Genomic DNA, 22,307 nt, shown 5'->3' on the forward strand with positions numbered 1-22,307 from the left:
GTGACTCTGAAGGGACTCAAACCCCAACCTCCTGGTTCGTAGCCAGGTGCTCTATTCAGTTGAGCTACAGAGCCATTGTACCCTTGACAGGATTCGAACCCGCATTTCCAACATCCGATTACAGATAACTGTTTCGAAGACAAAACTGGTTACAAGGGCAATAACAGATTACTGTTTTTGTTTTTCTTAACCTGAAAGTTTTAAAAATTGCTGTTAGTAATCTTGAGCACTTACCAGACAACGATTCTGGAACGTCAGTTTACGAAACTGATATTTTGCCAATTAAACTATAAGTGCATTTGAGCCTTCTATCAGAATTGAACTGATGTCTTCGGGTTACAAATCCGATATAATACCACTATACTAAGAAGGCAGTTGAGCCGTTGGAGGGATTCGAACCCCGATTAAAACCCTTACGGGATCTTGATTACAAGTCAAGTGGAGCTCCAACATAGCACCCAATAAAGCTCGTGTAGCTGGTGGATATTTTAAAGATAGGCGAACCAATGTTTTGACTTCTCTGTCTGTAAAATTTTTGATAAGGGCTAAAAAACGCTTGCAGGATGATTCAATACTAGCATCAGGTATTTTTTTGATGTAGCGAATGGCATCCAGCAACTGCAACAAAGGAATATTTTCTCTTGTAATGGTATTTTTTTTGTTTTACAAAAGCAATAGTATAGAGTCCTCGTTTAAAATTAGGGCGAATTTGATTTTTGCCTATTTGTATAATATTGCTTACCTGTGTAGTTAAACCCAATTGGTTATAAATACTATAACCCGTAAGATAACCTGTAATTTTTCCGTTTTCTTCCAACAGGTCTTTTACTACTTGTGCCTGAGTGGGTTGCAGATTACCAAAAGGGGTGATTTCGGGTTTGTAGTATTTCCCTTTGGATAGCTTGGCAATCTTGCCCGAAGCAACCATACGGTTCAGGGCTTTTATTACTGCCTCTTTTTGGCTCACCTCTGTTGTAAAGTCAGCATAGGTGAATACATATCCCTTGGGCAGCCTGTCAATTATAAATGCTATTTTTTCAGCTATTTTCATTCTTTTTTTGCAGTTCAAAGATAGTTATATTGTCCAGTATATTAGTAAATAAACTGGACATTTTGAAATTTGATAAGTTTGAAAATTGTCTGAACACAATTACTTGATTTTAGGAATAACATGATTTTTATTGTAAACCCTTTTAAAATCTAAACTTTTGCCCCAAAAATTGATTAACAAATCATCTGCGATGCCATATGCTTTGCAATAGTTAATGGCTTGTGCTTTGTGCAAGTCTTCTAATTTTTCAATGGCTTTTATTTCTACCATAACTTCCCCTTCTACAAAAAAATCAACTCGCAGGGTAACTTCTATAGCTTTTTCTTTTATTTGTTCACGCTTTGTTTTGTTTTTCAAAGGTTTTTGCGAACCTCCGTTCTCGTTTTCTTTCTTTTGTTTCGCCATTTTCAGGTGTCAATATTTAAAATTTTTAATGTCTGCTAAGTTAAGTTTTATAGTTGCATTATTGTTATAAGCTCGTTGACAAAACTAAATGTGCCATTTACTAATCATTCTTAACATTTGCTCTCAATTCCTTTATGCCCGCTACTTTATAGTGTCTTATTTCTATTTTGAGTTGTAAAAGCAACATAAATCAGCATTTAGTTTTTCTTAAAATTATTTATGATAAATATATTCTTTTTGAGCAAAAATATATCTTTATATAATAACTACTATGAATTTTCTTTAAATATTTTCTTGTCTTCAGACCAATTTTTAAACCGCTATAATTACTTTTAGGCTGCTGTGCCTCCTGTAAAATAGAATAGGTTAAAAATTACAGAAATTTAAATATGCATCTTGCTTACAACTGAATCTGTTTCAGTTCTTTTTTGCCGTTTCGGACGATTTCGATTTGTAATACATGCCCTACTTCCAACTTGTCCCACAACGGCATTATTTGAGCCAACAACCAGTTACGATCTGGTGATTTATGGATACGTTTTCCCTACTAAACTATGTCGGCATTAGTGGACATCTGCAGAATTTCACTGCCTTGCCAACACATCACAAGGATATGTGTCAGGATTTTTGTCTTTCAGTTCTTCACTTTCAGAACTACCTGTGATGTCTAAAAAAGTCGAAGGTGTGCGATTTGAACGCCAACTCAATATCCCAAATATTGTGTGTTACCAGGTTACACCACACCCTCGTTTTCCCAATATGTCAAAGACCGTTTGTTCATTGTTATGAACGTGTATAAGTGGTGAGAGTCGAACAATATCCATAAAAAGAAAAACGCCCTGAACATCGTTTGATTGTCCAAGGCGTATTTTCTTTTGTAATGTGGATATATATGTTGGTTGAAGTGCTACAAAATCAACACGCCTTGGACACTGGCTGGTCTGCCTGTGGGTCTACCTGCTGTTCCAACTGTAGTGGTTGGTGTAGTTGTTACCATATATCCTCTGCGTGTCATCATAATTTAAGTCGTTTTCAAAAGTTATATATTAACTAAAAAAAGTCGTTTTTTTCTATTTTTAAAATTTTTGTCTTTTTAATTATATTACAAAATTACTATAAAGTTTTAAAAATAAAAAAATATTTTAAAATTATTTTACAAGTTATTGATATTCATAGGTTTTAGTAATAACAATATTAATTTAATAAAAACTACATATATCTGTATAGAATTTTCAGAAAATTGATGGACATATTATTTATATTGACACTGACCAAATATTTTTTTTTAGAAATTTTAATGAAATAAGAGAAAGGTTTGAAAAAAACATTAATAATACTATATTCAAAAAATCAAATTAATTGAATATAGCGATGCTCAGATATATTTAGGTTTTAATTTTTAATATATAAACTAAAATAATTTAACACGATGAAAAATAATAAACACATAATAGATACGTTTAACGAGTTTAACAAGAAAAACTTGAATGAACAATTATTAATCAAAAATGATAAACCACCAATGATGGGAACTCAATATAATCAAATTAAGGTTTTATACAAACTAACAAATGACGATTTTTCTTATGTACCATCAAGTGTAAAATATTGGAATATAAATACCGATAATACATTAATTAACAAAATAATTAGATATTATGGTAAAAATGATGAAGAAAAATATCAAAGTGCGATTAAAAATTTAGATTTTTTCTTTATATATTATAATGGTAAAAGATATATCTACTTACCACAATATAAACGTTTGTATGATAAACATGGAAATATAATTAAATTAACTGAACAGAGTGATGTATTTAATCAACAAATGAATGAAATTATTCACAATACATTAAATCCACCAAAATCTATTGAAATTTTTTAATTATGAGCGGTGGAATTTTTAAAAAGTTTTTACATAGAACTATAATTGAAATACAAATGTAGTTGTTTGGAACTCTTGGATAGAGTCATAAGTAAGTGCAAATCTTTTCAATGAACTAAGAAAGTATTATATCAGTAGTATTTGTATAAATTGTTTCTTCAATTAATTGTTAAATTTTGTTGAGTGTTTTCATTTAATATTTTATTATTAATTTCGTTGAACATATTATGTATTACTTATAGTTTTAACATATTGTAGTTCAGTGGTTTATATTAAAACCTGGTAATATTAATCAGTTAAAAATCCTTGTTCTTCACTACCACCAAGAATTCTTTCCCATTTTAAAGTTCTTAATTTTACCATACTTTCTTGAACAGAAAGAAATGACTTGCTATTAACACTAAACGCTATACCATCAGGAAATTGTAATATTTTCTCAGTCATAATATGATAAAAATAATCACCTTTATCTTCTTTTACATCAATAATTTTATATCCTTTACCTTTACGAATACCATATCCTTTATCATTTCTGACACAATAAATATATTTTCCTTTGTGGTCTAAATAGTTTACATTAAGATCGTTCATACTTATTTAATATGTTTTCCACTCCATTTTACAAATATACAAAAAAAGAGTAATAAAAAAAATTATCACTTTTAACTATATTTTTTTAATTTATTATGAATCTAAAAATCTTACTTGTCTATCTTCTTGTTGATTTGTCACTTTACTTAAATCTATCTGATTTATTTTCTTATTTGCTAAAGTAAGCATAGCATTTGAATTCATATTTTCAAACATTTCAATTGATACAACATCAATGTTTTTAATATCTTGTACAACAGGTGGTATTAGTATTTCTATTGGACCTTGTTGAACTTGTTGAACGTTTGGTTGTTTCACAACTTCTCTTAAATCATAATCATCATTAATGTATTGATTTAAACCGTTAGGATCATTAGCCTTTCTATTTTGTTTTAAATGAAGAAACGGATGATTTTGTTGCTGTTGAGGTACTCCATTTATTCTTGTTTCAATTTGAAAATCAAGAGTTCCCCAACCATCGTTTGCATTTTCATTTACGTTATATTGCTGAGCACTTTTATCAATTTCATTCAATTTTTGCCATTGATTTTGTTTAGGTTTATTTAAATTTTCCCATTGTTGGTTTTGTTTAGTTTCATTAAGATTTTCATCTTCTTGATTATGTTTAAACAATTTTAAATATTCTTCATCCATAATTAGTTGATTGTTTTTATAATATTATCTATTAATATTTTATATACCTTTTAGTATAATATAATCTTTTTTTATACCATATGATTTAGAGATAAAATCTATTAATTCTTGGCATACAAATTTTTTATCCATAACTATTGTATATAAAGGTGTATCATATTTAATATCAATTGAACTATCTTTACCATAAAGAGCTGGTTTGATAATCTTTGCTAAATTGTCGGCAATATGATTACATTTTTCTTGCACATATGAATAATCTTGATTAACAAAGTTTTTTAATGATTCATGAATTTTTTCTATTGTCGTTTTTTCTTTAGTATCAACTACTTCATATTCAAATCCGTTCAAAAGATTTTTAAAATTATTATCAACATATTTTTTAGGTATGTTAATATAATATTTGTCTTTATAATCTATTATAACATCAGTTTCATAAATATAAGATAAATGTTTTTCTAAATTAGATATATCATATTGTTTTGAGATATCACTACCGATTTTTTTGATAAGTTCAGATATTTCAGATCTTTTCTCTTTTATTCTTTTAACGATTTCTGTTTTGTTTTCAATTTGATATTTTTCTTTTAATTCGTTTATCATATCATCTTTAGTCTTTTCTATGACTATCTCATCATTTGTAATTTCACGAACAATAGTTTTTGGCGTTGTTCTATTATCAGATACATCAACTGTCATACAAGCTTTTTTAACTTGTTCACAAATCACAGGATCAATACTTGGTTTTTCTAAAAAAGATGGATCAACTATTTCACCATCATCTATTTTTACACTTTCTTTTACATTACTAATAACTCCTTTTTGTCCTATTAGACTATTAAGAACTTTATCAACTCTTGGATCTTGCATCTCATACAATACTTCAAAATCAAAAATATTTAATTTGTTACCATTTGATAAAACGATAAATTCTGACTCCTTAGTTTCTATTTTTACTAATTCAGATTCAGGTAATGATTTCAATCTGTAATAAGAATTTTTATCAATGTCATAGTTTTCCGCAACAAAATTTTTTATAGCAGATTGAATAACTGCTGATTTATTTAGATTTTTTGATTTGCATAATGTTTCAAATCTTTCATATAATTTAGAGTCGATTGAAAATGTTTTAGTTGTTGTTTTTTCCATCATAATAATTTGTTTTTTCTTTTTATATATTAAATGGAAAATGTCAAAAATGTCATTTTTATCATTACTAAAATAAAAAACTCTCTAAACTTTTGGTTTAGAGAGTTTTAAAAATTAAAAAAAAAATTATTTTAAACTTTCTTTGTTGCATCTACGGAAGCTTTTCTGTAAGGAGTAACAAGTTTCTTAATTTCACCGAGTGCTTTTCTAACATCACTTTCAGCAGTTTTATTACCTTTTTCTACAAATTTTGCATGTCTTTCTTTTACAATTGCCATTTGTTCTTCAATTTGTGCATAAATTTTTTCTAATTCATTCATAAAAACTAATTTATTTTTTAAACCTTAACCAGGTAGGATAGCATTTATTACTTATTTATATATATTGTTGGTATGGTCCAAATGTCTTATTTTTTTTTTTAAATTTCCATACATAACCATTTTTATATAAATTTAATAGACTTCTGTTTTAATAACATCTTTATTTTCATCGTGATAATCTTGTGTTAAATATTTCATAAATAAAAAATTGACTTTTTAATTTATATTAAAATTAAAAAGTCAATTTAACATTTATTTCAAATATACCTTTAACTACACTTACTCCACCCGCACGATGAGCAAATAACACAACCAGATTCAAATTTTAAATGATCATTTCCACAATCTGGACAAGTTTGTCCTTTCACTATTTCACCATCTTTCAAATAACGTTTGAGCATACGTTTGACACCTACTTTCCAAGATACAATTGAATCGCCTTTTAAGTTTAGCGAATCAATAAGAGAAATAACATTTGGTAATGGCATACCGTGTCGTAGAATACCACTCATTAATTTGGCATAATTCCAATATTCTCTATCAAATGCACGGCTTAAACCTCTTATTTCTTGTTCATAACCATCTTTATCTATGTAAACAAAGTCATATCTTGAAACTTTTACATCTTTTCCTTCATCCTTTTTAATTTCTTTCACTTTTTTAATCCAACCATTTTCAACGAAAGTAGGAACTTGGAAAGAATCCAAAAGACCAGTAAAGATTTCATATGGCTTATCATTCAATAATCCAACAAAACCAATCCATTTTTCTTTATTATTTTGGAATCTTAGAATATCACACTTTAACATTTTTGGACGTTTAGGTGCGTGTGATTCCATAATAATATCCTCTATTTGTTGTTTTTCTTTCTTATCCAATGAACCGAGTACACCACCTCTTGAACCATCACGATATACTGTCACACCTTTACATCCTGATTTCCAAGCTGTCAAATATACTTTGTGAACAATTTCTTCAGTTACATTTGCAGGCAAATTAACTGTTACTGAAATTGAATGGTCAACCCATTTTTGGATTTCACCTTGCATTCTAACTTTCTCAACCCAATCAACATCGTTTGATGTTGCTTTATAATAAGGTGATTTTTCAACTAACTTATTAAGTTCTTCTTGTGATAAATTCATTACGTTTTTAATGTCATAGTTATTGATGTTTAACCATTTAATGAAACCGTGATGTAATACAGTGTAATGTTCCCAAGAATCACCATTTTCATCAACTTCATCAATTCTCACATCCTTATCATTAGGATTGATTTTTCTCTTTCTTTTATAAGCAGGTAAGAAAACAGGTTCAATGCCTGATGTTGTTTGAGTCATCAAACTAACTGTGCCTGTTGGCGCAATTGTTAATAGAGATATATTTCTTCTACCTTGTTTTAAAAGCTCAGATAATTCTGTATCTGCTTCTGCCAATCTTTTTATAAAAGGATTATTCTTTTCAAGTTCTGCATTAAAAATTTCAAATGATCCCCTTTCTTTTGCCAATAAACAAGAACTTTTATAAACACTGATTGCTAATGTTTTATGAACTTTTATTGCAAAATCTGTTGCTTCTTTTGTACCGTATGTCAGATTTAGAGCGGCTAACATATCACCTTCAGCAGTAACGCCTATACCAGTCCTACGACCTTTTATACACATATCACGAATCTTTTGCCATAATTCTATTTCAACTTGCTTTATGAAATCTGGTTCAGGATCTGTTTCTATTTTTTCGAGTATTTGGTCTATCTTTTCTAATTCAAGGTCAATAATATCATCCATCATTCTTTGTGCAATCTTTGCGTGTTTTTCAAACAATTTGAAATCAAAGTTTGCTTTATTAGTGAATGGATTATTAACGTATGATAGCAAGTTTATAGCAATTAAACGACAAGAGTCATATGGACATAAAGGTATCTCACCACAAGGGTTGGTCGAAGTTGTCTTAAACCCATAATCTGAATAACAGTCTGCAACAGATTCTCTCTGAATAGTATCCCAGAAAAGAATACCTGGTTCTGCTGATTTCCAAGCATTATGAATAATTTTATCAAATATTGGTTTTGCCTCAACTTCTTTTTTAATAATTGGAGACTTTGAATCAACAGGAAATTGTTGAATATAAGTTTTATTATCAATAACAGATTTCATAAAATCATCTGTAATTCTCAATGATATATTTGCACCTGTTATTTTTCCTTCTTCTAATTTTGCATCTATAAATTTTTCCGCATCTGGATGATGTATTGAACAAGATAACATAAGTGCACCTCTTCTACCATCTTGTCCTACTTCTCTTGTTGAATTAGAATAACGCTCCATAAAAGAGACTATTCCTGTTGAAGTTAATGCTGAATTTTTAACTGGACTAAAACTTGGACGCAAATGTGAAATATCATGACCTACACCACCTCTACGCTTCATAAGTTGAACTTGCTCTTGATCTGTAAGCATAATTGAACCATATGAATCATAATTATTACCTATAACAAAACAATTTGAAAGAGAAACAATTTGTTTTGTATTACCTATACCACTCATAGGTCCTCCTTGTGGTACAATGTATTTGAAATTTTTTAGTACATCAAATACTTCATCTTCTGTCATTGGATTTGGATAGTTCTTTTCAATTCTTATGATTTCTTTCGCTATCCTGCGATGCATGTCATTTGGAGTTTCTTCATAAATATTGCCTTTTGAATCTTTCAAAGCATATTTGTTAATCCAAACATTTGCTGCTAATGAATCTCCATTAAAATACTCAAGCGTTTTTTTCAATACTTCTTCTCTACTGTATATTTTTTCGCTCATTAACCATAATTATTATTTTTTAAGTATTATTTTATATATGATAAATTAAATAAAGTTTATATTTCCTATATCAGTTAGGTAACCTTTTTCTTTTAATTCTAGTATAATACCTGTGGCATTCTTTTTATTTAATAATTTGAACATATTAAATATGTTATCAGTAAAATAATACGATAATTCTACAAAAATTTCTGATTTTGAATATTTTGTATTTAATTTTGTCACACACATTACATAATAATCATTAAAAGTTTGTTTATTAGGTTTTCTTCTATTCATTACAAAATCGATATCAGTATTTTCTTTCAATATCTCATATACATCTTTCACTAATTCTTTTCTATAATAGTAGTCTTCATAATGTCTTGATTCTAATTCATAATCAGAACCTTTTTCAATTTCATAACTTTCATTTTGTAAGTCTATATACATGGATAATGTTTCTATTTCTTCAGTTTGTTGTTCTTCTTTACCCATAAATATAGTATCTCTTTTAAGAGTATGAATACCTTCTAATTTGTGTTTGTTAACTGTGCCTTTAAATATTTTGTCAAATTCCGTATCTTCTTCTTCAAGAATACAAAGTTCTTCTTTGTTATAGTTTTCTTCATCTATATCTATGTTAAGATCAATTGAATCTTCTCCTTCTTCTTCAAATAGTGATTTTTCACTATTTTCTTCTGTATTATCTAATATTTCTTCGTTATCATCTTCTATATGCTTCTTCTTTGACATTATTTAAGATTATTTATTTTTATGCTACGCCAACAAATTCATCGTTTTCCATTAATAAATATTCTGTATTAAAATTAAAACGTACTTGTTCGCCTTTATGTTCACCATCCCTTAATTTTAGGATTTTCAATCTATAAACATTATTTTTCTTCATTTCAGGATTCCTGATAATTGCCCATACAGAATCAGCGGTTTCAGCTATAGCTTTTGATTCTGGCATATTTTTTAAATCTATGTCATTTGCGCCCCATACAGCTTTATCAGTTTGTGTTGCTGTTATAACACAAAGATTGTGTTTGTCAGCAATATAACGTAAACCTTCAGCCAAATGTTTACCTTTTAAGAATAACATATTTGCAAAGTCTAAACCTTTTTCAATAGCCATAATATTAATATAATCTACAATAACCATATTTATTTTAATACCTTTTGATTGTTCTAGTTTGATTATATAATTGTCTAAATCTGTTATAGTACAATCACTTGTATTATATTTTTTTACGATTATCTTTCCTGGTTTTGCATTGAATAATCCACTATTCATATTCTTTAGTGAATTGATTTTATTCTTCATGAAGATAACATCTCTTGCTTTATCATCATATTCTTTAATAGGTATTCTTAAACGCATAGAACCCATACGTTTCATACACTTTTGAGAACTCATTTCAAGTGTAACATAAACAACATTTGCACCTTGATTTGCGGCTTTAACTGCAATGTTTTGCATCCACATAGATTTACCAACATTTGTTTCCCCCATCAAAACATTCATAGATGCTTGATCCCAACCACCTGATAGAATCTTATCAAGACAACCCCAACCTGTGGTTATTTTTTTTGTAGTCTCTGTAACTTTGTGAGTTTCAGGATCATCAAAATCATCACCCAAATCATCATCATCATTATCAATAATTGCTGATTCATTATACATCTGTCTGATTTTTGACGCAACATCGGTAACATTGTCATAATTAATTTCTTCCAAGCCTCTTATAAGTTCAACGCTTTTTAAAACATTATTCTTTGTAATATTAGATAACTTCCAAGCTTTAAATCTTTGTACAATCCATTCTTCTTCACCAAATTCAGAATTGTCACCCTTTAATAACATTTTAACAAGATTATCTGAAATTTTCTTTTCAATATCATTTAGTTTAACTAATGCTAAAATTTGGGCAGGTGTTGGAACAGATTTTGTTTTACTTACCATATACTCATTTTTCACAACACTATAAATAAATTGTATATCCTCATTTTTAAAGAAATACGGTTCTACTTTTAGAAATTGTTCAGGATTATTTAATATATGATGGAAAAAAACCTTTTCCATTCCAACATTCATCTTTTCACCCATACTGGTTTATGTATTTTTTAATCACCATTATCAATATCGAAATCTGGATCTGATTCAAATTCTTGGTACATTTCGTCCATTTCATTTTGAATTTTATCAATTTCAGCTTGATTTGCATATGCAAAATAATCTGCGATAATTGGATCTAGTGCCTTTAATACTTCATCTGTAAAAACTTTCGAATTATAAATTTGTTTTTCATATAATGATTTATTAAGATGTTTTACGAACCATTTTGTACCACCTGGTTTATAAACGATTTGACCTGTTTTTTTATCAACTTCTTCTTTAACTTTTGCAATACCAACTTTATCAAAATTTTCTGGTGTACAGAAAAATTCTAATCCTTTAAATTTATTTGTACCAGTTGTATGATTAATTTCAAATTTAATTTTCTTTGGTTTAGCATTTCTATTTTTTCTTGCTATTGCTGTAACTACAATACCTGATGCATTTAAATCTAATTCATCTTCTTCGCCAGTTTTTAATTTGGCTTTTGTTAAATAAACAATTGTTGATGCCGAATAATCTACACCTTTACCACCAGATTGAATAGCGACTGGAAATAAATCTTGTGACATATAAATATGGTTTGTAGCAACAAATGGAATTTCAAGATACCCGAGATCAGCTGTAATAATTCTAAAAAGAGATTTGATTGCTTTTGCTCTTGACATATCTGTTTTATTTTTTCCTTCTATTGCATCTTCTATTTCTTTAGACGAAGCTAATTGACCAATTGAATCTAAAAAGAGAATAGTTTTATCAATATCAATGCCATTTTGTTTCTTTTCTTTTAATTGATCTAAAAATTGTGCCAACATAATTTTAATATCTTCAACTTTATTGGAACGAATCAACATAAATCTATTTGGTGAAATATCTAAACCAAATTCTTCAAGTTGATCTAATTCTATTGAAAATTCTGTATCAATATAAATAACATTATATCCTTCTTTTTGAGCAGATTTTGCAATGTTATAACACAAATAAGATTTTCCAACAGATTCTTCACCTGCAAATATGGTGAGTCGATTTTTTGAAATACCACCATGTAAAATAGACTTAGACAACAGAGCATTAAGTATATAGATGTTGGTATCTATATATGTTCTTTCTTTTGTTTGTTTTTCTATTACAATGGAAGTTTTTTGTGAGATAGTTTCCATCATCTCTCGCATTTCTTTAAATGAGAGATTAGGAGTTCCTGACTTTTTTGCCATATAGGAATCTATTATTTTTTTAGAGCGATTGCTCTCCTATTTTTATTTTATATACATGTGTAATAAAAGTTTAAAAAATTTATATCAATTAACATAGGGGACATAAAATTGATTATATATAATGAAAAATGTTGTTAATTTATATATGAATTTTTTTATTGTGTTTTGTAAAACTAGAAGAAAATTTGATAAATACATCAAAATTAATAGAATTAAAAATAAAGTAATAGTAGATATACAAGAACTCATAAATGATTATGATATAGATATTAATAAACATAAAGATTATTTTAATCTTATGGTCTATACAAGAATAAACCATTCTTTAAGAAAAGGTAAAGATATATATTATATACCTGATTTCAAAAATAAAAATATCTCAGTTAATGAATTATTCAAACTTAAAGAAATATTAGAATTTAACATTAATTTTAATGTACTATTATTTTACGAAGAATTTATAAATAATAAAGAAATTATTAATGATATATTTGAAAATATGTCAAAATTCAATACATCACAAATTATAAAAGACTACTAAAACTTAGACGATTATTTTAACAGTAATACAGATAGTGAGGAATTTTTTAGGTTCCGAAGAAAGTAGGTAAAAATTACCGAATCACATTTTAAATCGATTCAGAAGATAGAGAATATTTAATTTTATTTCCATTTTAGTAACAGCATTTTAATATATAATAAAAAAATATTAAAATTCTGTTATGGCTTTAGGTGGGTTTAATGAATTAGATTTTTTACTACATATTCCTATATTAAATAATGATGATAATAGGGATAGTATTTTTAATTGGGTTAGAGGAGGTTTTGATTTTGATGAAAAAGGAAATTTAGATATTAATACTCAAGGTAGAGATACTTCGAGGAGTGTTGTTTATAAAAATAAAAGTGCGGCAGATACTAACAGTTTAAAAAATTACTATAAAGATACTGTTTATAAATATTCTTTACCTAATAAGGAAAGTGATTTGAATCCATACTTAAAATTAATAAGAGATTTTAGCGACCCATCATTTAATGCAATGAAATTTGAAGCGGCTCATTTTGCTTATCTGACAGATTTAGGTGTATATCCGATGAATAGGATGTGGGTTTTAAGACGTTTTACTGATGCCACAACAGTTCCAAAGACTAATCTACAAGAATGGAGTGGAACACCACCAGAACCAAGATATACAATGGTTGGTTGGATAAAACCAGAAGATGATAAATTTTTTGGAATAACTTTTAATGAAACATGGACGGTAATTAATGAAAGATTAGATCAAGTTATTTTTAAAATATTAGAAGAAGAATTTAAATTGAAAGCTGGTAATATACTTTCTTTACCAGGTTGGTCGCAGGGTTTATTATTTGGTTTTTTAAATAAGATGGATATTACAGGATACAATTCAAAAAACATACCTCAAGGTAATCCATCTGTGCTTCAAGAAGCAGCAGCAAGAGCGAAAGATGCAAACCCAGGTTACGGTAACGTTTCTGAGATGTCACTTACGCTTAAAACATCATATGAACAAAAATACATAGGAGATGTTGATCCAGGTAATGCTATGTTGGATTTAATTCACAATTGTATTTATATGGGAACTAGAAATACAGAATTTGTATTGAATGGTCCTGCATCTGGTGGGATTTTGGATAAATTAAGAGCGGCTAATGCTGCTGGTACTAATTTATCAGCTTGGTGGGAATTCATAAACGCAGTTGTTAGTGCTTTTGTAAATGCTATTAAAGAATTGTTTACAGATATTGGTGGAAATAAAGAGCAAACACCAGATAAGGATGAAAAAATACCAGCTGCAGCAGCCAAAAATAAATTACTTAGTAGTGCTGATAGTTTATTAGGTGGATGGACTGATGGTTTAGTTCAAACAATTTTAGCAAGTACTGTTATGAAATGGAGATATGCAATGATGGGTTCTATTGCATTAATGACAGGTGAGAATTCAACACCTTGGCATTTAACTTTAGGCAATCCATATTCACCATTTTTATCAGTTGGTAATATAGTTGTTAAATCTATAACTATGAATTTTAATAATGAATTTGGTTATAATGATATACCAACAAGATTAGATGTAGAAATACAAGTAGCGTTAGGTAGAAATCTTGGTGCACAAGAAATATTCGGGATGTTTAATAATGGTTATCAAAGAGCATATGCGACTCCTAGTGAAAGTGCTAGTAACAATAATGAAAAAACACCTATTCCAAATTTACCAGAAGAAGTAAATAAACCAACACCAAAAAATAAACCAACCGAATCGAACACAGTTACAACTAATTAAGGAAATCCATCTGGTATAAAAATAATAAAGTTATTTAAATATTATGTATAGTTTTACATTTGATACAATAACAAGAGATGAAAATCAAGATTTTTTATATGATATTTTTAGACAAACTATCATAGAAAAACCACTTGACCTTTACTATAATTTTGTTAAAGATGATGAAGAATGTAGGTTGGATAAAGTAATGATGCGTTTATATTCCAGTTCATATAATTTAGAAGAATTTATGGTTTTAAATGATATAGTTAATCCATGGTCGGTTCAATCTGGTAATATTATATATTATGCACAAGGCTTGCAATCTTTAAGAGAAATTGAAAGAGATGATACAGTTGCTGATAATGTTGCAAATCCAAAAAAGAAAAAAGAAACAAGAATAGATCCAACAAGACAAAAAGGTGTTCCACCAACTATAAAACCCGTTGATTTTCAACAGATATTGGTTGATAAAAAGAATAAAACTATAAAACTAAATACTAAATTGTCATGATAGAAGTTTTACAAAGATCAACAATAATAACTAAAGCATATGAATTAAATTATGCAAATAATCCTGATTTAGTTAAGATAGCAGAAAAGAATAATATTGAATTACCTGAAAAGAGTGATGATGATGTTCAAAGGAATGTTGATGATTTGGCAAAATATCCTGTTGTCTATCTTAATAATGTTACGATAGAAAGTACAAATATTACAAAATTATATTTATTTAATGATGAATTTTTACCTAGATTAAGATTAGAATTTTCAGATCCTACAAACAAACTACTTGATGAAAATTTTCCTATTGATAATTCTATAATAAGTGTTTTTAAAGATTCTACAAATACATCTTTTATGGGTATAAAAATGGACTTTAAAGTTACTGATTTTACTATTATAAAAGGTGCTAAATCAAATGAACACATCACCTATGTAATAGATGGAGCATTAAATGTTGATGATTTTTATTTAATAGATTGGGAAAGTTATAAAGGTACTACATTTGAAGTTATTAAAAAAGTTTCTACTGACATGGGACTTGGTTTTGCAACAAATATAGTAAATACGAATGACGATCAAGTTTGGATAAATCCAGGAAACTATAAAATAGAGTTTATAAGAAATATGGTTGATGCATCATATATTAGTGATGAAACATTTTTATTTGGTTATGTTGATTTCTATTATAATTTTAATTATGTTGATATTGAAAAACAATTAACAGAAGATATATCAGAACAAAAAACGTTAGTTGAAAATAAACAGATGCTTAAAGAAGGTGAAGAATATGAGATACCTCTTATTTTAACAAATCATCCTGATAGAGATAATACCAACCTTAAAATAGACAAATATACAATAGAAAATAGTAGTACAAATGTTAATTTAACATATGGATATAGACATTATGCTATTTACTATGATAAACTAGATGACAATGTAAAAAATTATGCTCTTGATTCTATATCAGATGCAGGTGCAAATAAAATTGTTATGAAAGGAAACGACACAGAAAGTGATGAATTATACAACAATCAAACAAACAACACTTGGATGGGGAAATTAGATACAGACAATGTTCATGCAAATTTCTTACATAGTCAGTTACAGAATAAAATGAATCTTAAATTTTTACAGAAATTAAAAATGAAAGTAAGAATGCAAAAAATAAATTATGGTTTATACCGTTTTCAAAAGGTTAATGTAGAATTGTATAATTTGGGAAAAACAACTACAAAAACCGAAGCAACTGCTAAAGATCCTAGTAGGAAAAATGCCCGTGAAAAAAACAGTATTGATAAAAATCCAGATAGATTTGAAGAAACAATAATTCATAAATTATCAGGAGAATGGTTAATAACAGCAATCAATTTCATTTTTGATAAAAAAGAAGGTAATATACAGGAAATAACATTGGTTAAAAGGGAATTAACAGAAAAATATGATTTTCCAAATAGAAATTAATATAATAATATGAAATGGTCAGATGATAAAAAAAGTGCTTATCTAAGAGGTTATACCGAACTTAGCGATCTTGATAAAGAAATTGCTAAAACAAAGACACATTTAGATAAAGGTGCGAAACAATGGCAAGCAGATTGGGAAAAAGAAAATAAGAAAGAATTACACACTTATGACCAAGATGCTATTAGAAAAGGTATGATGTATACAAATGTTGATAATGATTTTAGATATAGTACTGACATATCAACCTTCTTTGATGATCCCACATACCTTGGATATAATGTAAAAATTGCAATTGAAGACTCACCTTTATGGAATTATGGATATGGTCTTGATGAAACACAAATAGGTGAAACTGGAACGGCTTTATACTTTATAAACAAATATGGTAAAACAATTGGTGAAATAGGACAAAGAAAACCAATCTTATTTGAATTTATATCAAGATTTGAAAATCTATTTGGAAGAACACTACTTAATAATACAGATAAGTATAAGTCATATTATATTGAAACTATTTCAGGATTAGATAAACTTATGGCAAAAATGGTAAAATATCCTGAAGATAAATTGACTGTAACATTATCTGAAAATGTTTCATTATTAGCAACATATATAGCTGAATTATATAATAATTTATCGTATTCATATAATTACCAAAGATATGTTATACCTGAAAACTGTTTAAGATTTGATTTATTGGTTGAAATAACTGATATAAGAATTTTTAGAAATATAGGTACAGATGATAATGGAAATATATTTTATAATATAAATTCAAATCCGCCTAAAATAATTTATAGATTACACGATTGTAATTTTGATTTTTCAAATACAAAGCCATTTGCTGAAGCAATTTCTATGGCTGGATTTGGTAGTACTGCTGATAAAACTCCAAGAAATTTAACATTTGATATAAAATATAAATCAATAACAAGAGAGTTTATTTCACCTTTGATAAATAATTCTTATACACTTCTTAATAAATCAAGTAAAATTATTAATAATACTATATTATCAAATGCTAAATATTTTTCTACTGATATATTTTCGGATAATAAAATTAATATTAAAAAAGAACAAGAAAAGTTTTCATCATCTGAATCACTTAAATCAGCAACTGGTGAACTTTCAAATCCTAATGAAAAATTGGTACAACCATCAGTAATTGATGAAAAAAGAAGAAATGCAATGAAAAATGATATAGGTCAAATACCTCATATTAAAACTAATATAGGTTATAATATTGCTGTATCAAAAACTATTGAAGGTTATGTCCAACAAGAAGAAAATCCATACCATATTATTAGAACAAAAGATGTAAAATCACATGACCATACAAAGACTAATACATTTTCAACAACAATTGATAAATTAAAGACAGCGCAAAGTATTTATGGTAGTGATAAAAAAGACTTTTTGGAAAATCTTAAGCAAATAGCAGAGAATAATATCGATGTTGCAAAAGAAAAAATGATTAGTAGATTCACTCAAATTAGAGGTTCATTAATTAATGAAATACTAAGACAAGTAAGAAAACCATTTCAAATGCCTAATATATATCCTGACAATGTGTATAATCCTGATTTTAGAAAATTATCTTTAGAAAATTTTGTAAGAGGATTAGGTTCAGATATACTTAATGAAGGAGAAAATGCTGCAAGAAATGAATTAAATTCGTTACTTGGTGGATAAAAATAAAGTGATAATATGTTTTCGCCAATATTACAGAAAAATCAAGATTATTTGAACAATAAAATATTTGTTGGTATAGTTGAAGATAATAAGGATAAAAAGAGAAAAGGTAGAATTAAGGTAAGAGTACAAGGCGTTTTTAATGACATTGAATTAGAACATATACCTTGGGCATCCCCTTTTAGAAGTTTAGATGGTAAATCTTTTTGTGTTCCAGCTATAGGTAAAATAGTTAATGTAATTTTTCCACAGGGAAATTTATATGATCCACAATATATTTATTCAGAAAATTATAATATAAATTTACAAGATAAATTAGAAGAATTATCAGACGATGAGTATATAAATTTTATATCTTTATTATTCGACCATAGAACACAATTATATTCTGATGATAATGCTCTAACACTTGATTATTTTGGTAATGCAATTAGAGTAAAAAAAGAAAGTATTGATATTAAATTAAAAAATAATAATCAATTATTAAATATAGGTCATAGTTTATGTGATCAAGATGCTGTCTTAGGAACAAATTTTTTCAAATGGATGGATAGTTTTATGGACACATTATTAATACCATCAACATTAATAGGCAATTTGGGTGCTCCTATTTTAAGACCACAACTTGACCAAAAAATCAATGAATATAAATTATTACGAGAAACTTTTGTTTCCAATAATGTTAAAATAGTAGATAATAATAAAATATCACAAGATGACTATGATAAAAATAGATTGAAAACACCAGTTAAGGATGATGCTACAAAAATAAATGATGTTAAAATTTTAGATGCTCAATATCCAAAACAAGAAACTAAATCAGAAGATATTAAAGGCGAACCTATAATAGAAGATAAGAAAGAAACATTGCCTGAAAAGGTTATGGAAGAAAGAAAAAAAGATTTGATTGAATTAAAAGAAAATGAGGCAACGGGTACAACAATTCGACCTAATTATGACTTTGATCATCTTGATGATTTAGATGAGGAAGAAGTAATTGAAAGAGAAACAACATTTGAAAAAGAAGTAAATACAGCTTTAAACGAAGACCCATATGCAGGTTTTTGGTCTGGTAGAAAAGGTAGAAATGCAATTACCGAAGAAGCTTCAACGACAACTAATACAACAGAAGGTTATGGTTCATATTATTCGGAAAACCAAACGACTTCTACTTCTGGAATATTAGAAGTTGGCTCGTCAAACTCAATAACAGTTACTGGTTCGGTTTCAAAAGATAAAATTATACTAACAGACGATTTAAGAGGTGTAGGAAATTCTTATATTTTAACAAAACAAAGTTTAGGTAATAAATATCAAGATCCAAGAGATGTAACTTTTAATACCAAAAAAGGTAAACTAATTATAAAAGGTGATGATGTTGTTAGATGCATGAATGAATTTATCAATGATGTGTTGGGACCTTTTGCTACATATTTAAAAAACAAATATCCTGAACTTTATAAAAAATGGTATATTAATGGTGCTACAAGAGCATTTATTCCATCAGGTGGTTCAACAACATCACAACATTTTAAAGGCCAAGCTGTTGATTTTCAGATATTAGATACTTCTAGTTGGAAAAAACTAAATGATGCTAATTTAAAATTATTCAATGCTTTATTAGAATTTTATAAAACTCACCCAGTTGGTTATGATCAATTATTATTTGAAACAAGAAGTGAAAAATCTTGCTGGATACATCTATCATATAGAAGAAATAATAATAGATTACAAGCATTAAGGTATGTGAATGATAATGTTTATTCAGCACCTATGAACCATACAGGTAAATATTTAATATCTGTTGATTCTAATTCAGCAAAATTATATGTATAATTAAAATACAAAATTCAATAAACTAAATAATTAATCATAAAAAATATAATTTGAGTTAATTCTGTTTGAACCACATAAAATATATTTCCTTATATATTAAAGAAAATTATTTTTTTATGATTTTTATGTTAAATTATTGTTAATTTTTAATATATACTTATATGAAACACATCAAAACATATGAAGAATTTAATGGACCTAATCTAGCATTGAATTATAATATAAATTATGATTTCACTACATATCAAGGTAAACAATTTGATGGTGGTGATGGTAATAGTGCGACTGAAATACCAAGAAAATTTAAAGAAACCATAGATAAACCAATTCTTCAAAAAGGTAATAATGCTAAGAAGAAACAACAAGAACGTGAAAACAGAAGAAAGAAATATTCAAAAGAAGCAAGAATTGCAAAGCTTATGGATTTTCAAACTGATGATGATTTGATTACATTTGCACCAAGAATGGAACCAACATCTTCTCATAATGATGTTTCAAGCATACATATAAAATAGATAATAATTTTAATATATATGGTATGGAAAAATTTACAGTAAAATATAAAGATTTTATGTTTGAAACCTTAGACAATAAGTTTAAGGATAAAATAACAGATAAATATAAATCACTTAAAAGAGGAATACTTTTATTATTAGATAATTCAATTGAAAATCCAGATGAATTAGTTAATGTTCAAAATTTTATCAGTGAATACATAGAAGATCCTAATAGTAAAATTTTGGTAGGTTTTGTAGATGATGCAGAAATATTTGATTTCTATTTGAAATATCAAAGTAATGTTGATGAAATATGTGTAGATAAAAAATATTTTGATAAAATACCAGTAGAAAATAATATATTCAGTCTATACAATTTTATAACTGAAGGTACAAAATTCGCAGTTCTTGAATGTTTAAAGATTTTACAAACAGAAATATTTAAAGAAGGTTAGAAAAACCACAAGAAGAACAAATCATAAAGAAAGCCACTCAATGAGTGGCTTTCTTTTTAATAATCGGTGTTGTTTGATGGAACAGCGATACAAGTTTAATAGTCTGTAATGCTGGCGAAACAATCATATCTTCGTCAGGTAATAATTGTAGTATTTAGCATCTTAAATATCACCTTCAAGATCAAATGCTTCAGCAAGTTCAGCGTAGGTCATAATCTCTACACCAAGTTCTTTTGCTAGAGACATTTTATTTGTTTTAGAATTGAGGTCGTCAGTTACAAGAATATCAACCTTGTTATTCTTTTTAGTCATTTTACCTTCTGAATAACCATATGGTGCTAATTTATTAAGAAATACTGCCTTAGTACTAAAGCCAGATGTTTTTGGTGAACCAGTCATACAAATTATTTTTGCCATAAAAAATTATTTTTATTAATTATATACAAAAATATGGAAAAGTTTTAAAATAAAAAATTATTTTCTACAATATTTTCCTCATTTTTATTTTTAGTCTCACATATAAAATTAGGTGTTACTTGACTATATTGTTTTTACATTGTTTCATAAGAATAACAATTTAATTTGTTTTATAGTCATTATTTTAACACCAATTTGTTTAATCAAATCAAAATTTTCAATGTTGTTTTTATCTTCAACAATAAGAAAATCACAACCTTCTGCACAAACTGGAACAATTTCCCAATCTAATTTTGCAATAATGTCTTTAATTTCTTGTGTTGCTTTCTGTTCAATAGCCACTTTTTTAGTGATTTTCTTTATATCTGAGACAGAAACAAGTTTAGGCGATTCCATATATTTGATTTCAACACCATATTTTTTAAACATTTCAAGAGATTCTTTAATAATTTTGTTTAATTCTGAATTTTCATCTTCCAATTTTTCTCTAATATCAAGTTCTAAACCACTAAAATCATAAGGTAAACCAGATAGTTTTTGAGCAATTTTTTCAGAAAATGTTCTACCAATTTTATCTAACTGAAGTGATAAGATAGCTTTATGAATAGGTATAGATTTTGTAGATTTTACAGATGTTATAATCTTTTCAAGAGCTCGTCCTTTTTGAAATTCACCTGATTCAATTAAAACTTTTTCATTAAATTTATCAGGATTAAAAAGATCAATAGAAGATATTATACCAGCATTAAAAAGTTTTTCAATAATTTTTGGACCAAGAGCTTTTATTTCTAATGCTATAATACCTTTTTGTAATTTCTTTAATGCAGAACCAAAACAGTTTGGATTCTTACACATAAGTTTGAGTATATCATCTTTGTCACCTTTTTCAATAGTTAATTTAAAACCACAAGCAGGACAATAAATTGGTAGTAAAGATTTTATCATTTTATTATTTTTTTACA

Annotated in this window: 20 protein-coding genes, 2 tRNA genes and 1 pseudogene; 9 read left to right on the forward strand and 14 right to left on the reverse strand. The window is 27.5% G+C overall.

Annotation, left to right across the window (positions count from 1 at the left end; translation table 11 throughout):
* Position 1: 1 nt before the first annotated feature.
* The 4 genes and pseudogenes from HPY57_14390 to HPY57_14405 form a co-directional block, all read right to left on the reverse strand.
* Positions 2-74 (reverse strand) — tRNA-Arg (locus tag HPY57_14390).
* Positions 75-302: 228 nt separating this feature from the next.
* Positions 303-373 (reverse strand) — tRNA-Thr (locus HPY57_14395).
* 71 nt (positions 374-444) lie between these two features.
* Positions 445-1,051, reverse strand: a pseudogene (locus tag HPY57_14400) (hypothetical protein).
* A gap of 99 nt (positions 1,052-1,150) precedes the next feature.
* Positions 1,151-1,456: a GxxExxY protein gene (locus HPY57_14405; GenBank protein NPV12954.1), complete on the reverse strand. Its 306-nt coding sequence runs from the start codon at positions 1,454-1,456 to the stop codon at positions 1,151-1,153.
* A 1,429-nt stretch (positions 1,457-2,885) separates the two neighbouring features.
* Between HPY57_14405 and HPY57_14410 the strand changes: the two genes are divergently transcribed.
* Complete coding sequence (locus HPY57_14410) at positions 2,886-3,341, forward strand: hypothetical protein (GenBank protein NPV12955.1); 456 nt, start codon at positions 2,886-2,888, stop codon at positions 3,339-3,341.
* Positions 3,342-3,629: 288 nt separating this feature from the next.
* Here the strand turns inward: HPY57_14410 and HPY57_14415 are convergent, their stop codons facing one another.
* The 8 genes from HPY57_14415 to HPY57_14450 form a co-directional block, all read right to left on the reverse strand.
* Complete coding sequence (locus HPY57_14415) at positions 3,630-3,932, reverse strand: hypothetical protein (protein NPV12956.1); 303 nt, start codon at positions 3,930-3,932, stop codon at positions 3,630-3,632.
* Between the two features lie 93 nt (positions 3,933-4,025).
* Positions 4,026-4,586 carry a hypothetical protein gene (locus tag HPY57_14420; protein ID NPV12957.1) on the reverse strand — a complete coding sequence of 187 codons (561 nt, stop codon included), beginning with the start codon at positions 4,584-4,586 and terminating at the stop codon, positions 4,026-4,028.
* Between the two features lie 39 nt (positions 4,587-4,625).
* Positions 4,626-5,738: a hypothetical protein gene (locus tag HPY57_14425; protein NPV12958.1), complete on the reverse strand. Its 1,113-nt coding sequence runs from the start codon at positions 5,736-5,738 to the stop codon at positions 4,626-4,628.
* A 128-nt stretch (positions 5,739-5,866) separates the two neighbouring features.
* Complete coding sequence (locus HPY57_14430) at positions 5,867-6,055, reverse strand: histone H1 (GenBank protein ID NPV12959.1); 189 nt, start codon at positions 6,053-6,055, stop codon at positions 5,867-5,869.
* A 269-nt stretch (positions 6,056-6,324) separates the two neighbouring features.
* On the reverse strand, positions 6,325-8,871 hold the full coding sequence (locus HPY57_14435; protein ID NPV12960.1) for an adenosylcobalamin-dependent ribonucleoside-diphosphate reductase: 2,547 nt from the start codon (positions 8,869-8,871) through the stop codon (positions 6,325-6,327).
* Positions 8,872-8,916: 45 nt separating this feature from the next.
* On the reverse strand, positions 8,917-9,606 hold the full coding sequence (locus tag HPY57_14440) for a hypothetical protein (GenBank protein ID NPV12961.1): 690 nt from the start codon (positions 9,604-9,606) through the stop codon (positions 8,917-8,919).
* A gap of 19 nt (positions 9,607-9,625) precedes the next feature.
* Positions 9,626-10,951 carry a hypothetical protein gene (locus tag HPY57_14445; protein ID NPV12962.1) on the reverse strand — a complete coding sequence of 442 codons (1,326 nt, stop codon included), beginning with the start codon at positions 10,949-10,951 and terminating at the stop codon, positions 9,626-9,628.
* A gap of 29 nt (positions 10,952-10,980) precedes the next feature.
* Complete coding sequence (locus HPY57_14450; protein NPV12963.1) at positions 10,981-12,186, reverse strand: hypothetical protein; 1,206 nt, start codon at positions 12,184-12,186, stop codon at positions 10,981-10,983.
* A gap of 160 nt (positions 12,187-12,346) precedes the next feature.
* On the opposite strand from HPY57_14450, the gene HPY57_14455 reads away from it, so the two are divergent.
* The 8 genes from HPY57_14455 to HPY57_14490 all read left to right on the forward strand — a co-directional run bounded on the left by HPY57_14455 (position 12,347) and on the right by HPY57_14490 (position 20,928).
* Complete coding sequence (locus HPY57_14455) at positions 12,347-12,727, forward strand: hypothetical protein (GenBank protein NPV12964.1); 381 nt, start codon at positions 12,347-12,349, stop codon at positions 12,725-12,727.
* 181 nt (positions 12,728-12,908) lie between these two features.
* On the forward strand, positions 12,909-14,492 hold the full coding sequence (locus HPY57_14460) for a hypothetical protein (protein ID NPV12965.1): 1,584 nt from the start codon (positions 12,909-12,911) through the stop codon (positions 14,490-14,492).
* A gap of 43 nt (positions 14,493-14,535) precedes the next feature.
* A complete protein-coding gene (locus tag HPY57_14465) occupies positions 14,536-14,988 on the forward strand; it encodes a hypothetical protein (protein NPV12966.1) in 453 nt (150 codons plus the stop codon).
* Positions 14,985-16,445 (forward strand): hypothetical protein, encoded by a 1,461-nt coding sequence (locus HPY57_14470; GenBank protein NPV12967.1) that lies wholly within the window; start codon positions 14,985-14,987, stop codon positions 16,443-16,445. Before HPY57_14465 ends, HPY57_14470 begins: the two co-directional genes overlap by 4 nt.
* 9 nt (positions 16,446-16,454) lie before the next feature.
* Positions 16,455-18,140 carry a hypothetical protein gene (locus HPY57_14475; protein NPV12968.1) on the forward strand — a complete coding sequence of 562 codons (1,686 nt, stop codon included), beginning with the start codon at positions 16,455-16,457 and terminating at the stop codon, positions 18,138-18,140.
* A gap of 15 nt (positions 18,141-18,155) precedes the next feature.
* A complete protein-coding gene (locus HPY57_14480) occupies positions 18,156-19,976 on the forward strand; it encodes a hypothetical protein (protein NPV12969.1) in 1,821 nt (606 codons plus the stop codon).
* 161 nt (positions 19,977-20,137) lie between these two features.
* Positions 20,138-20,491, forward strand: a complete 354-nt coding sequence (locus tag HPY57_14485; GenBank protein ID NPV12970.1) for a hypothetical protein — start codon at positions 20,138-20,140, stop codon at positions 20,489-20,491.
* Between the two features lie 23 nt (positions 20,492-20,514).
* Positions 20,515-20,928 (forward strand): hypothetical protein, encoded by a 414-nt coding sequence (locus HPY57_14490; GenBank protein ID NPV12971.1) that lies wholly within the window; start codon positions 20,515-20,517, stop codon positions 20,926-20,928.
* Positions 20,929-21,090: 162 nt separating this feature from the next.
* Here the strand turns inward: HPY57_14490 and HPY57_14495 are convergent, their stop codons facing one another.
* Positions 21,091-21,345, reverse strand: coding sequence for a hypothetical protein (locus HPY57_14495; protein NPV12972.1), 255 nt, complete (start codon positions 21,343-21,345; stop codon positions 21,091-21,093).
* A 144-nt stretch (positions 21,346-21,489) separates the two neighbouring features.
* Positions 21,490-22,290: a hypothetical protein gene (locus tag HPY57_14500; protein ID NPV12973.1), complete on the reverse strand. Its 801-nt coding sequence runs from the start codon at positions 22,288-22,290 to the stop codon at positions 21,490-21,492.
* Between the last annotated feature and the right edge of the window lie 17 nt (positions 22,291-22,307).

It is taken from the genome of Ignavibacteria bacterium, assembly GCA_013177855.1.
Classification (GTDB): domain Bacteria; phylum Bacteroidota; class Ignavibacteria; order Ch128b; family Ch128b; genus Ch128b.